Raw genomic sequence first — 13,664 nt, 5'->3', positions numbered from 1 at the left:
TCCCTACTCATGGAGCGCTATGTTCAACGGGTACGATGTCGAAGCGATGGCTTCTTGTCCGTATCCGGGTATCCCAGCCTATCTGAGCAAGGAGCCGAAGGAGACGCTGCGGATCCATGGGGCTCGCGTCACGCACATATGGACTGACGATCACCAGGACGCCAGACTTGTCGCGGGCGCGTCTCTTATCCCTCATATTGTGGATAGGCCTGAGGACGTAATCGGGCAAGTGGATGCAGTCATTATAGCGACTGATAAAGGGTATGAGCATGTCGAGCGCTGTCGGCCATTCGTTGAAGCTGGTCTGCCCGTATTCGTCGACAAGCCGCTTGTGGATAACGAGCAGGATTTGCAGACGTTCACCAGTTGGGTAGCCAGTGGCAAGCCGATCCTATCCTCCAGCTCGATGCGATACTGCAAGGAATATATGCCCTACCATCTGTCGACGAATAATCTGGGAGCCATTCGATTCGCAACGATTACTACACCGAAGAGTTGGGAACGTTACGGCATTCATGCGCTTGAGGGCATGTACCCGATTCTCGGGCCAGGGTTCCTGTCAGCAAGAAATACAGGCAGCCTTGACCGCAACATTGTCCATTTCAAACATGCCAGCGGGACGGATGTCGTAGTGGCAGCAGTAAGCGATATGTATGGCTCATTCGGCGTTCTCCAGTTATGCGGGACGCACGATCATGCTATGGTGTCGATGAAGGATTCGTTCTACTCTTTCAAGACGCAGCTTCAGGCGTTCATTGACTATCTACGTACAGGTGAACGACCTTTTCCTTTCTCGGAAACGGTGGAGCTGATGAAGATGGTCATTGCCGGCATTCGCAGCCGTGAAGAGGGCGGCCGAGAAGTGATGTTGGATGAAATTCAGGAGATGTAACTAGACGAGGGGAGAAACAAAGATGAAACGTAATCAATATGATATGAAGCCAAGCCGAGTGCTGGAGAAGATGCGTGCCGGCGGGGTGGCAATGTGCACCAAACTGAATTTAGGAGATTCCCGAGTTGCCGAGATCGCGGGAATGTCCGGATTCGACTGCATTTGGGTGGACATGGAGCACGTACCGAACGATTGGTCAACGATTGAGAAGCAAATATTAGCGGCAAAAGCGTACAATATCGACATTGTCGTGCGCGTGGCGCGTGGCAGTTACAGTGATCTAGTAAGACCGCTTGAGATGGATGCGACAGGCATTATGGTGCCGCACATTATGAGCTTGTCCGATGCTCGTTCGGTCGTACATAATACGAAGTTCCACCCACTGGGCCGTCGTCCGGTTGACGGTGGTAATGCAGACGGGGCGTTCTGCAACCTCGATTTCCTCGAGTATTTGCGGCAAGCCAACGATCAGCGCTTCAACATTTTGCAAATTGAAGACCCGGAACCGCTTGACGACTTGGAGGATATTGTCTCACTGCCCGGTCTTGATATGATCTTCTTCGGCCCAGGCGATTTCACCCAGGGAATCGGAGCGCCGGGCCAGTTCGACCATCCGAAGGTACTGGAGACACGCAAGCGTATTGCCCAGGTGGCGGCAGCTAAAGGTAAATTCGCCGGAACCGTAGGTAGCGTTGGCAATTGGGATGAACTCGTTGGGCTTGGTTACAACTTTATTAATGTCGGCGCAGATGTTGTAGGACTTGGACAATATTATCGCCAATTAGTTAGTGATATCTCGAAGCTGAAGCTAACACAATCAAACAGTATATATGGAGGCAGATAGTCAATGAGCATTCTGGACAGCTTCTCTCTTGCTGGCAAGGTAGCGTTAGTGACAGGCGGTGCAGGGAAGTACGGGCGGCAGATCACAATGGCGCTGCACGAAGCAGGCGCTCGAACATACATCTCAAGTCGGCAGAAGGATCAACTATCATCCATCGAGGACGAGTTCCGGGCTGACGGCTGCGATATTCGAGCGTTGTATATGGACCAGGAGGATGAGGCGTCGATTGTGGCGCTACGCGATCACATTGTGGCAGCCGAAGGTCGGTTCGACATCCTGATCAACAACGCGGTCGCTCGTACGATGTCAGGCTGGGATGATTCTGCCGAGATGTTCGCCAAGAGTATGGCGGCGAACGCGACCGGCATCTTCCTCGTGACCCGTGCCTTCGGCGATGTAATGGCGAAACAAGGGAGCGGATCGATCGTTAATATCGGGTCTATCCAGGGGATGATCGGACCAGACGCTTCGTTGTATGAGGGGCTCAGCTTTCATGGGTTCGTACCTGATTACTTCTTCCATAAGGGCGGGATGATCAACTTCACCCGGTTCGCGGCGAGCTATTACGGTTCTAGTAACGTGCGCTGCAATTGCATTAGCCCAGGTGGGTTCTGGACGGAGAAGACGCCAGCTGAATTCGATAAGCGATATAGTGCCCGGACGTTCCTGAATCGAATGGCGAACCAGTCCGATCTGATGGGAGCCATCGTATTCCTGGCTTCGGATGCTTCGGTCTACGTGACCGGGACGAACATTCCGGTTGACGGAGGGTATACGGCCAAATAGCTTGGGGCATACGGATCAGAATGCCTCATAACGACATCTGAATGACAAGCTAGCCCAACATAACGCCAGCAGCCTCCCCGGCTGATCTGGCGTTTTTTGCGGAACAGAATCCAATCTTCGACAAAGGGTACGAGCAGAATCCGTACAGTATGCAGAACCACATTTCAAGACAGAGCGTCCAGCTTGACGAACTACGGTGAAGGAGCGGATGTATACTTAACGAACATCAAGAAATCTAATAAAAAGTAAAAAAAACGAATGTTAACAGCTTACATATTGGTTTACATTGGAATGGAAGCTGACAAGCAACAGAAGAGGAGTGCAGGCAGTGGATATTACCAATTGGTTAACACCCTTCAAATGGGGGCGCCCCGTGTGGGTTGGATCTGGAAATCCCGGAGCATTTGATGAACAAGCGGTAGATTGCCCGTTCGTGTTCCGTCATCGCGACCAGTTTTTCATGATGTACGTAGGATTTGATGGGAAGGGTTATCAAACCGCTCTTGCCACGAGTGATGACCTGTTGAACTGGCAGCCTTATGGCATCATCTTGAGACGTGGGGAAGGAGCCGAATGGGACAAGCGGAATACAGCCGGAACTTGGATGTTGCGGGATTCGCGGCTGCATGGACCTGCTACGCTCCAGAAGTGGGACGGGAAATATTGGCTCGCTTATCACGCCTATCCGGGTGAAGGATTCGAGAGCGGACCCGCGAGTATCGGACTTGCCTGGACCACGGATGAGAACTTGTTCGATTGGCATCGGCTGCCTGAGCCTGTCCTGATGCCTGATGACGGAGCGGACTGGGAGAGCGGTGGTCTGTACAAGGAATGTTTGTTGGAGCACGAAGGCACATTGTACTTGTTCTACAATGCCAAGAATATAGCGGACCCGCATGCGAGCGGACCTCATCGCTGGATCGAGCAGACTGGGTACGCCGTGTCGCAAGATATGGTGAGCTGGACTCGGATGCCTCATAATCCGGTGCTTCCTGTCAGCCCGGGGCGCTGGGATTCGATATTCGCGAGCGAACCTTGCGTGCTGCATGACGGAAGGCACTGGGTTATGTATTACTTCGGGTTTGACGGGAAACATGCGCAGGATGGCATTGCTTATTCCGACGACTTGGTGCATTGGGAGAAATACTCTGACCCTCTGCTTTCGATCGGGCAAGAGGGGGAAATCGATTCGATTCATGCCCATAAGCCTTCGTTAATTAGTCATAGTGGCGTGTTGTATCACTTCTACGTCGCCTGCCGGCCGTATCAGGAGGGAGATGCCACGATCATATTCGGCAAGGAATACCGGACCATATCTGTGGCGACATCAGCCAATGTTCAATGTGAAACGAGGGAGGAACAAGAATGAGCGTACGAATTGAGCAACTGCGCACGAATTACTTGCACAATCCAACTGGGCTCGACAGCCATCAGCCCAAGCTGGGCTGGATTCTGCAAGCTGACAGACGTGGGGTGCGGCAAACCGCCTATCGAGTGCTGGTAGCGACAAGTATGGAAAGGCTTGACCAAGAGAGTGGAGATGCATGGGACTCGGGGAAGATCGACTCTGACCGGTCGCAGCATATTGTCTACGAAGGTTCTTCGCTCGTCTCGGGTCAGGAGTATGTATGGAAAGTGATGATCTGGGACGACTGCAACGAACCTTCTACATGGAGCGAACCGGCAAACTGGTCCACAGGGCTGCTGTCCCGTGGAGAGTGGAAGGGGAAATGGATCGGGCTGAGATCGTATCATGCGCCCACTCATGCGGAACCGAAACCGGCCATATATTTGCGCGGCAGCTTCCAGACAGAGGAGGCGCGGAGCGTTCGCAAGGCGACTCTCTATTGTGTTGCATTAGGCGCATACGAGCTATATGTCAATGGACTCAGAATAGCGAGCGACTCGTTAATGCCGGATTGGACGGATTACAACATCCGGGTTCCTTCGCAAATGTTCGATGTGACTGGAGAGTTGAATGGAGGCGAGAACGCGATAAGCGTCTTGCTCGGACATGGTTGGTATTCGGGCTACATTGGCATGTTCGGCTACCACCGGTACGGCAAGGATCCGCGTATTCTGATGCAGCTCAACATCGAATATGAAGATGGCACTCAGCAAAATGTCGTCACGAACCCGTCGTGGAAAGCAGCATCGGGGCCATTGCTCGCAACCRATTATCAGATGGGTGAGACGTATGACGCCAGATTAGAGATGCCTGGTTGGACCGATACCGGATTCGATGACGCGAATTGGACTGCAGCGAACATCTATTATGAATATAAGGGCTATATCGTGCCCGACAGCTGTCCTCCGGTCCGATCCATGATGGAGCTGCCGCCAGTATCGCTTACCCGCCACGATAACGGCGCTTGGATCGCAGATATGGGGCAGAACATGGTCGGCCGAATACGCATTCGCTTGCAGGGGGAGACGGGTACCGTCGTGACATTGCGTCATGGCGAGGCGTTGGACGAAACGAAGGCACTGTATACGGCTAACTTGCGGTTGACGCGTCAGACGGATAAGTACACGATGAGCGGCAATGGAGTGGAAGTGTATGAGCCGAGCTTCACATTGCACGGCTTCCGTTATGTTGAGATTACTGGGTATGCTGGACCATTGGAATTGTCCGATCTAACGGGTGTCGTTTATTACTCTGCACTCGACAAGTCAGGGACGATGGAGACGTCGAGTCCGCTCCTGAACCGGCTGTTGGATAATATTGAATGGACGCAACGCAGCAATTTCGTAAGTGTCCCGACCGATTGTCCGCAGCGCGATGAGCGTCTGGGCTGGAGTGGAGACGCTCAAGTGTTCTTCCGCACGTCCAGCTACTTCATGAATGTCGCACCGTTCTTCACCAAGTGGTTGACCGATCTATCCGATGCCCAGCGTCCGACAGGTGCCTTCACCGACTTCGCGCCCTTCATCCCTGGAGGCAAGACCGAGCATGGCGGCGATATGACGTATGACCATACCGCTTCTGGAGGATGGGGAGACGCTGGCGTTATTGTGCCCTGGATGATGTATCGTGTCTATGGTGACGTCGGCATCATTGAACGGCACTATGAGGCGATGGCCAAATGGATCCAGTTTCTTGGAGAGATGCATCCTGGGCATTTGCGCGAAGATTTGCCTCAGTTCGGGGACTGGTTGTCCATTCCGGAGTATGCAGGCTTGGGCGACTTCAGCAACGTATCGCAGTTCTCAACGACACCTTACGATGTGTTCGCCACGGCTTACTACGCTTATTCCACTGGACTTCTGGCGCGCATGGCTGCTATTGTCGGGAAGGAAGCGGATGCTGCCCGTTACCAGCAGCATCATGCGAACATCAAGGACGCCTTCAATCGGGCTTACGTAGATGCAACAGGAACGATCAAGGGTGACACACAAGCCGTCTATACAATGGCTCTTGCGATGGAACTGCTGCCGGATGACAAGCGGGCATTCGCCGTCGACCGGATCTTGCAGCTGCTTGAGCTGCGAGACTGGCATATTTCTACAGGCATTCACGGTACACGTTGGCTGCTTGCGGTGTTGGTCGAATCTGGGCACGAGGAAGTTGCTTATCGGCTTCTTACGCAGACGGGCTACCCGTCATGGTTCTACTCTGTTCTTCAAGGTGCGACGACCATCTGGGAGCGGTGGGACGGTTGGACGGAGGAGAAAGGTTTCCAGCGTCCGGGAATGAACTCGTTGAATCACTATGCACTAGGCTCGGTTGGGGAGTGGATATACCGATTTGTAGGTGGCATCGATCTCGACGATGAAGTGCCAGGATACAAGCATATCCGCATTCATCCGCGAATCGGCGGCGGACTCGATTATGTCAACTGTCATTATAATTCGATCCAGGGACCGATCACTTGCAATTGGAGACGGGATGGCGAGCAGTTGAGCATGGAGGTCAGCATCCCGGCGGGTACGACGGCTACCGTCCGTATTCCAGCTGTGCCTGATCAGCTTGTCGAAGAGAGCGATGCGACAATCGAGACGGCGGCCGGAGTCAACATCGTGGAACGAACCCAGGAGGCGCTACTTGTGCATATCGGCTCGGGAGAGTACAGGTTCACGGTAGGCGACAAAAGCTAACTGTAAGTAGCAGTCTCAGGCCCGCGTATATTTCTACCTGAACATAACACAAGAAAACCTGGCCATAGCGGTCAGGTTTTTTTGAACATTAGAATATATAACTTTCCAGGGGTTCACCCTTGTATCAGTTTCTTAGATGACGGTGAATTGACCAAGGTGGAAAGTCGTTCCGCTAATTCGGCAAAAACCAACCTTTTTGCACCCGATGTGGAGCGTCGTTCCCATATTTCACTGTTAGGGACCTTGCTGACCCTGAATGAACTCCAATAAGGGAACCACGTTCTCTCTCCTTCCGGGATGATCATCGTCTACCCCTAGTCGCTTCTTCTTCAAATGAATGATTGAAAAAAGGACGGAGTTGGATAGCGCGGGCTCACTGAGGATGAATTCAATTATTTGAGAGGCTGTGGAAAGCCCAACTACGACAAAACTATAATCCAAGGGCCATGATTTCAACAGCGGTCGGAATCTCCTGCCTACTTTCTCCCCATGCACCAATCGCAACTCAAACGCCAAAGAACCGTCCGGTGATCTTCCGGACGGTTTTAAATGTACAGCTCGATTACACCATTATTTTGCAAATGTCGTTCGTGAAATCGACCGGATCTTGAAGTGGAAGCCCTTCAATCAAGAGCGCCTGGTTGTACAGGAGAGCTGTATAAAGATTCAGCTTTTCCTTGTCATGGTCAAAGGCTTGTTTCAGCGAACCAAACACATCGTGGTTGATGTTGATTTCCAGAACCTTATCGGCCTTAACGTCCGGGTTGTTCGGCATCGCCTTGAGGATCTTCTCCATCTCAATCGTCACTTCGCCTTCCGTAGACAAGCAGACGGGGTGCGATTTCAGTCGTTTGGACGCCTTCACCTTGGTTACTTTATTCGCCAGCAAGCCGCTCATGTACTCGAACAGCTCTTTGTTGTCATTCTTATCGGCATTCTCATCTGCTTCGTTGTCATCGGCTTCGATGCCTAGATCGCCACTAGAGACTGATTTGAATTCCTTCTCTTTGTACTGCATGATCATCTTGATCGCGAACTCGTCGATATCGTCGGTGAAGTACAAGATCTCATAGCCCTTCTCCGATACGAGCTCGGTCTGAGGCAGCTTCTCAATCCGTTCATTCGACTCGCCGGAAGCGTAGTAAATATACTTCTGATCCTCAGGCATTCTCGATACGTACTCGTCCAACGTGACCAACTTCTTCTCCTTGGAGGAGTAGAACATGAGTAAGTCTTGCAGCACGTCCTTATGTGTCCCGTAATCGCTGTAGACGCCGAATTTGAGCTGGCGGCCGAACGATTTGTAGAAGGACTCGTACTTCTCGCGCTCATCCTTCAGCATGCTTTGCAGCTGGCCTTTGATTTTACTCTGAATGTTCTTGGCGATCAGCTTCAATTGGCGGTCATGCTGCAACATCTCACGTGAGATGTTAAGCGACAAGCTCTCCGAATCGACCATTCCTTTGACGAAGCTGAAATAGTCCGGAAGCAGGTCGGCACATTTGTTCATGATCAAGACGCCGTTGGCATACAACTCGAGCCCTTTCTCGAATTCCTTGGAATAGTAGTCATAGGGCATATTCTCAGGGATGTACAGGATGGCCTGATAGACGACAGAACCGTCGGCGCTGATATGAATATGCTTGAGCGGCTTGTCGAAGCCGTAACGTTTCTCTTGATAAAACTTCTCGTAATCTTCGTTCGTCAGCTCGCTCTTGTTCTTTCTCCAGATCGGAACCATGCTGTTGACCAGCTGTTCTTCTTCGTAATCCTCGAACTCGTTGTCGCTGCCTTCCTTCGGTCGCTTGCCGGTCACGTCCATCTTGATCGGGTAGCGGATGAAATCCGAATACTTCTTGATAATTGCCTTCAGACGGTATTCTTCTAAGAACTCATCGAAGCTCTCATCTTCTGTGTTCTCCTTGATCTTCAAGACGATCTCGGTGCCGACCGAATCTTTCTCACAAGGCTCAATCGTATACCCATCTGCACCTGTGGATTCCCACTTGTACGCTTGGTCATCACCTAATGCCTTACTGGTGGCGGTAACTACATCAGCGACCATGAAGGCCGAGTAGAACCCAACGCCGAACTGGCCGATGATGTCGTGTCCTTCTTGCGATTGGTTCTCCTTCTTGAACGCTAGCGAGCCGCTCTTGGCAATAATGCCAAGGTTGTTCTCTAAATCTTCCTTAGTCATCCCAATCCCGGTATCGCGGATCGTCAGCGTACGGTTCGCCTTATCGGCAGTAACCTTGATATAGTAACTGTCCTTGTCAAAAACGAGCTTGTCGTCGGTCAGAGCTTTGTAATAAATCTTGTCGATCGCATCGCTTGCATTCGAGATCAATTCTCTTAGGAAAATCTCCCTTTGCGTATAGATGGAGTTGATCATCATTTCCAACAATCGTTTGGATTCGGCTTGAAATTGCTTCTTTTCCACTGTGGTTCTCCCTCCGTATTGAACGATCCTGTATTAGCACTCTCTCGCTTCGAGTGCCATTCTACTTTTTTATATCATTCCTCTATATCGAAGTCAATACTGGAGATTGAGAGGGGACACCGGAACCCCGGTGTCCCCTCAATAACGAGTGACTTCAGTCATTGGTGCTATCTAACAACAGAGCATTAATGCCGTTCAGGAAGGCATTCGCGCTAGCCTTAATAATGTCTGTGTCCATCGCACGCCCGGAGTAGGTCTTGCCATCGTAATCGATCCGAATGTTAACTCGGCCGATCGCATCCTTGCCTCGGGACAAGCTGTTAATCTTATAATCCTTTAACTGCACCTCAAGACCAACCAATGACTTAATGACACTGTACAGGGCGTCAATCGGACCATCACCAACTGCGCTTCCTTTTATCGTCTCGCTACCCTTCCTCAACTTGACGGTTGCAGTCGGATACAGGTCATTGGTGATCACCTGAAAGGACTCCAGTTCATAAAGGGACTTGTTACTTTGATCCAAGGTATGGTGATTGGTCACAAGGTAGAATACATCGTGATCGTACACTTCCTTCTTAGCATCGGCCAATGTGAGGAATTTGCCGAATAACTGCTCGAAATCCTCAGCATCACTCGTATCAAAACCCATCTTCTCCACAGCGTTCTTGAAGGCGTGACGACCGGAACGGGCGGTCAGAATCAACTCCATGCTGTCAACCCCGACATCTTCCGGAGACATGATCTCATATACATTCTTATCCTTCAGCAGTCCGTCCTGATGAATACCGGATGAATGCGCGAAGGCGTTCTCGCCGGTAATGGCTTTATTCACCTGCACATCCAATCCCGTCAAGTGAGTCAACAGCTTCGACGTTCTGAGAAGCTCTTTCGTTTGAATATGGGTGTGGCAGTTGTAGAAGCTTTCCCGGACCTTGAGTCCCATGACGACTTCCTCCAACGATGCGTTACCTGCCCGCTCACCTAACCCGTTGATGGTGCACTCGATCTTATCGGCCCCATTCTTGACTGCGCTTAGTGTATTAGCTGTCGCCAGCCCAAGGTCATTATGACAATGAACGCTGAGAATGACGCTATCATTCAGATTCTTGAGCCGGTCGTTAATTCTGCGAATCAGATCGCCGAATTCTTCTGGAACGGTATAGCCGACCGTATCTGGCACGTTGATCATGGTGGCTCCGGCTTTCACGACGGATTCGATCGTGCTCCACAAGTATTCGAAATCCGATCTCGAAGCATCTTCTGTGGAGTATTGCACATGCGGGAGCAGCGTCTTGGCGTACTTGACTGCGTCGACTCCCATCTGCATGACGGCATCCTTGGAACGATTGAACTTCTTCTCCACGTGGATGTTGGACGTGCCGAGTACGATATGGATGAGCGGATTTTGTGCCAGCTTGATGCTTTCATAGACGGCATCAATATCGCTTCTAACCGCACGGGCGAGCGCGGTAATCGACACGGTATCTCCCACGCTGCGGGCGATTTCCTGGACTGATTGGAAATCACCAGCGGAAGAGGCGGGGAAGCCTGCTTCGATAATATCTACATGCAGCCGTTTCAGTTGTTGAGCCATTTCGATCTTCTGATGTACATTCAGTTTGGCGCCAGGGACTTGCTCTCCATCACGCAAGGTCGTATCTAACACGATAATTTTACGGGACATTTTGAATAGCCTCCTTAGTATGTTCGATAGTCGTTTCAATAGTTGTATGTGAAGCGGGGTTGATTAAATCCGGAATTTAACCAACAAAAAAACCCCGTCTCTACGTATAGAGACGAGGTTGAACCCGCGGTACCACTCTAATTCATTTCATTACGAAATGAGCTCAATTCGATGGCCATCACCATCTATCCATGTAACGGTGGAATTCCGTCTTACCCTACTTGTTCAGGCAGCTGTTCATAGATGAGTTCGAAATGAACGACACTACCGTTTCGCACCAACCAACGGCTCTCTGGAAAGTCATGTCACTTCTACTAGTTCTAATCGAAACATTGAATATTGAATTATTTGCTATTATATGGCCTTCGAGACGTTTTGTCAATCATTATGGTGTCTTATCCTTCGTACGCTTGCTTGAGTGTGGCGATATCAATCTTGTTCATTTGAAGCATGGCCTGCATGACTCGTCCCGCCTTCTCAGGATCCTTGTCGTGCATCAATTGGCCTAGAGCCGTGGGGATAATCTGCCATGATACGCCAAATTTATCTTTGAGCCAGCCACATCTGCTTTGTTCTCCACCAGCAGACAGCTTCTCCCACAATTCATCTACTTCTTGCTGCGTCTCACAGCTTACGAAGAACGAGATAGCGGGGGAGAAGGTGAACATCGGGCCGCCGTTCAGGACCATGAAGGATTGCCCATGAATTTCGAATGTCCCGGACATCAACGAGCCATTCTCTTCTGGTCCTTGAGCTCCATTGCGTGAAATGCTAACGATCTTGGAATTGTCGAATACGGATGTGTAAAAGTCCATCGCCTCTTCCGCATTGCCGTTGAACCACAGGAACGGGGTAATCTTTTGCATGAATACCACTCCTCGCATTGAATTGACCACTGTACAATTAATAGTACCATAATTAATTAGTCATGATTTCTTCTGAATTGCTATTTATTTGAGGTTATTATCCATGCTGAATGATTACTAGCATGTGCTCAGGAGGTCCGGCATGAGGAACCAGCAAGCGAACCATTCATCGCCATCGTACCCTGATCTCCATCACACTAGATGTAGTGAGCTATTCTTCCAAGTCTAAGGATAAGGATAAGGATCGCGCTTGGGATGTAATTGAAGCCTTCGCATCGGAAGAGCTGAAGGAAGAGGTCTTCTGGGGCAAGGAAGGCGAGACGTATACCGTTAAAGACGGTAAACGCATACCGATCCCAGAGAAGTTGGGTGCCAAAGAACGGACTTGGGCTCGACATTTGATGTTGATCTTCGGCTTCACGGATTGTCAAGACGCTCAAAACGCAACATATGAATTACAGATCGGTTCACCCCTGTTCAAAGAAATTCAAAGCGGGATGAAAGTATTGGCTGACGAAGCGACAAAGATTGGGTTGAACGCCATTCCGATGTATGCGGAACCAGACGATGTTCTGAAGAAAAACTCCGAAATCATGAAATCCATCAATAAGTTTACTTCTGAAGCGATCATGGGGCGGATCACGATGGCTCAATTCGACCAAGAAGTGAAAACCTGGGAGTCGAAGTACCGCGCGCTGAAGTACGATCCACTGCAAAAGTATATCGACAGCAACAAAGATACTTTGCGTAACCTCGGGTACAGAATGGTTGACTGGTAGGTTGGAGAAGTAGTTCTCGTAACAAGTACGTGCCAACTGCTCTTGGGCTATCTGTCCAGGAGCAGTTGGGTATTCATCTCACGGCTGAAAGAGTGGGGATGCTACTATAATCGCCGAGATGAAGAAGATCTGCAGCAAGCTTCGGACAATCAACTTAGGGACGGGCTTTCCGCCAATTGTCAATCGTTCTCGAGCTGCATATATGTTAGCTGGGAACATGGCTATGAGCAGCACCGTCAAGCAGACAGAAGCAGCAAGGGAGAGGGCAGGCAGCATAATGCCGATAGCACCGGCGATTTCCAGGTATCCCGTTGCCGTCACAATCCACTCGCGTCTTGGAAATGAAGGAGGGACCATTCGGATCAGGTCGGGACGCCTTTTTCCCCAATGAGCGGAAGCAGTAAGCAGCAGCATGACAGCTACTGCTCCTTGTAAGGATGTATGCCAACTGTCCCAATAAGACCAACCGAGCAAGCCGATCATCCGGAACAATAGAAAAGATGTGACAAGTGCAATAAGTGGTGCCATACGAATCCCTCCTTAATTTTAGCTTTTATTGTGCTTTCAAGATACTAACCATGTACGATGATAAATCTTGAGCCGTACAGGAAGCGGACATGATGGGAAGGGATGAACGGACGCGCAGACCTAACGACATCAGAACGAACAGTTCCGCCGTCTTATCTGCATCAACCGACTCTAGAATTACCCCGTGCTGCTGACCGCTCACAATCCATTGCTTGGACAAGTACACAGACCGTTCATAGAAGCTTCTGAGTACTTCAGCGATAGCAGGTTCATCTTCCTTGCCTAGCAAGTACATCAGAATTTTGTTTGTTACATCATGTGTATTTTCTATCGCCTCGAGATTACTGGATATTTTCTGCATTGGTCCGTCGAAGGTAACGGGAGTTTGTTCCACGGCGTTCAAGAAACTTTTGTTCGTTTCTTCAAGTCGTTCCTGCAGCACCCAGGCAAAAATTTCGTCTTTGCTTTTCACATAATGGAATATAGCCCCCTTAGACAGGCCCGATTGCTCCACGATATCCTTCATGGTGACAACGTGACATCCTTTGTCCTTCAACAGTCGTTTGGTGGCTTCTAGTAGTTGCCGGGTTGTTTGTTCTCTACGTTCCTCTTGTTTCAAAAGGGATTCCTCCTTGTTCGCTGTGCCATATTGTTACTATTCTTAATCTCATTATAAATACCGACTGTTGGTTTGTAAATAATTATTTGGAGCTGCATTCCAATTGGGTAGGTGGACAGAGC

General features: G+C 50.2%; 11 protein-coding genes and 1 other annotated feature. Of the genes, 6 read left to right on the top strand and 5 right to left on the bottom strand.

The annotated features are described in order from the left end of the window. The 5 genes from AC1DWB_RS27695 to AC1DWB_RS27675 all read left to right on the top strand — a co-directional run. The coding region (locus AC1DWB_RS27695) for a Gfo/Idh/MocA family oxidoreductase (protein ID WP_477544332.1) at positions 1 to 892 on the top strand (892 nt) is incomplete at its 5' end. A gap of 22 nt (positions 893 to 914) precedes the next feature. Then, positions 915 to 1,736 carry an HpcH/HpaI aldolase family protein gene (locus tag AC1DWB_RS27690; RefSeq protein WP_477544331.1) on the top strand — a complete coding sequence of 274 codons (822 nt, stop codon included), beginning with the start codon at positions 915 to 917 and terminating at the stop codon, positions 1,734 to 1,736. A gap of 3 nt (positions 1,737 to 1,739) precedes the next feature. Next, positions 1,740 to 2,522 (top strand): SDR family NAD(P)-dependent oxidoreductase, encoded by a 783-nt coding sequence (locus AC1DWB_RS27685; protein ID WP_477544330.1) that lies wholly within the window; start codon positions 1,740 to 1,742, stop codon positions 2,520 to 2,522. A gap of 328 nt (positions 2,523 to 2,850) precedes the next feature. Further along, positions 2,851 to 3,891 carry a glycoside hydrolase family protein gene (locus AC1DWB_RS27680; protein WP_477544329.1) on the top strand — a complete coding sequence of 347 codons (1,041 nt, stop codon included), beginning with the start codon at positions 2,851 to 2,853 and terminating at the stop codon, positions 3,889 to 3,891. Then, positions 3,888 to 6,620 (top strand): alpha-L-rhamnosidase, encoded by a 2,733-nt coding sequence (locus tag AC1DWB_RS27675; protein WP_477544328.1) that lies wholly within the window; start codon positions 3,888 to 3,890, stop codon positions 6,618 to 6,620. Before AC1DWB_RS27680 ends, AC1DWB_RS27675 begins: the two co-directional genes overlap by 4 nt. A gap of 562 nt (positions 6,621 to 7,182) precedes the next feature. Here AC1DWB_RS27675 and htpG read toward each other — a convergent pair. The 3 genes from htpG to AC1DWB_RS27660 all read right to left on the bottom strand — a co-directional run bounded on the left by htpG (position 7,183) and on the right by AC1DWB_RS27660 (position 11,616). After that, positions 7,183 to 9,063: a molecular chaperone HtpG gene (gene htpG, locus AC1DWB_RS27670; protein WP_477544327.1), complete on the bottom strand. Its 1,881-nt coding sequence runs from the start codon at positions 9,061 to 9,063 to the stop codon at positions 7,183 to 7,185. Positions 9,064 to 9,217: 154 nt separating this feature from the next. Next, positions 9,218 to 10,750: a 2-isopropylmalate synthase gene (locus AC1DWB_RS27665; RefSeq protein WP_477544326.1), complete on the bottom strand. Its 1,533-nt coding sequence runs from the start codon at positions 10,748 to 10,750 to the stop codon at positions 9,218 to 9,220. A gap of 105 nt (positions 10,751 to 10,855) precedes the next feature. Continuing rightward, positions 10,856 to 11,087: a binding site (T-box leader), on the bottom strand. Positions 11,088 to 11,145: 58 nt separating this feature from the next. Next, the gene (locus AC1DWB_RS27660; RefSeq protein WP_477544325.1) at positions 11,146 to 11,616 is read right to left on the bottom strand and encodes a VOC family protein; all 471 of its coding nucleotides are present in this window, start codon (positions 11,614 to 11,616) and stop codon (positions 11,146 to 11,148) included. Between the two features lie 206 nt (positions 11,617 to 11,822). Between AC1DWB_RS27660 and AC1DWB_RS27655 the strand changes: the two genes are divergently transcribed. Then, positions 11,823 to 12,395, top strand: a complete 573-nt coding sequence (locus AC1DWB_RS27655; protein WP_477544324.1) for a hypothetical protein — start codon at positions 11,823 to 11,825, stop codon at positions 12,393 to 12,395. Between the two features lie 78 nt (positions 12,396 to 12,473). Here AC1DWB_RS27655 and AC1DWB_RS27650 read toward each other — a convergent pair whose 3' ends face one another. Together AC1DWB_RS27650 and AC1DWB_RS27645 are read right to left on the bottom strand one after the other, a co-directional pair. Continuing rightward, entirely contained in the window at positions 12,474 to 12,923 is a 450-nt protein-coding gene (locus AC1DWB_RS27650) for a DoxX family protein (protein ID WP_477544323.1), read from the bottom strand. A 25-nt stretch (positions 12,924 to 12,948) separates the two neighbouring features. Next, positions 12,949 to 13,542, bottom strand: a complete 594-nt coding sequence (locus AC1DWB_RS27645; RefSeq protein WP_477544322.1) for a TetR/AcrR family transcriptional regulator — start codon at positions 13,540 to 13,542, stop codon at positions 12,949 to 12,951. Between the last annotated feature and the right edge of the window lie 122 nt (positions 13,543 to 13,664).

The organism is Paenibacillus sp. P4_E11, assembly GCF_056401635.1.
This window is presented reverse-complemented; position numbering and strand designations above follow the sequence as displayed.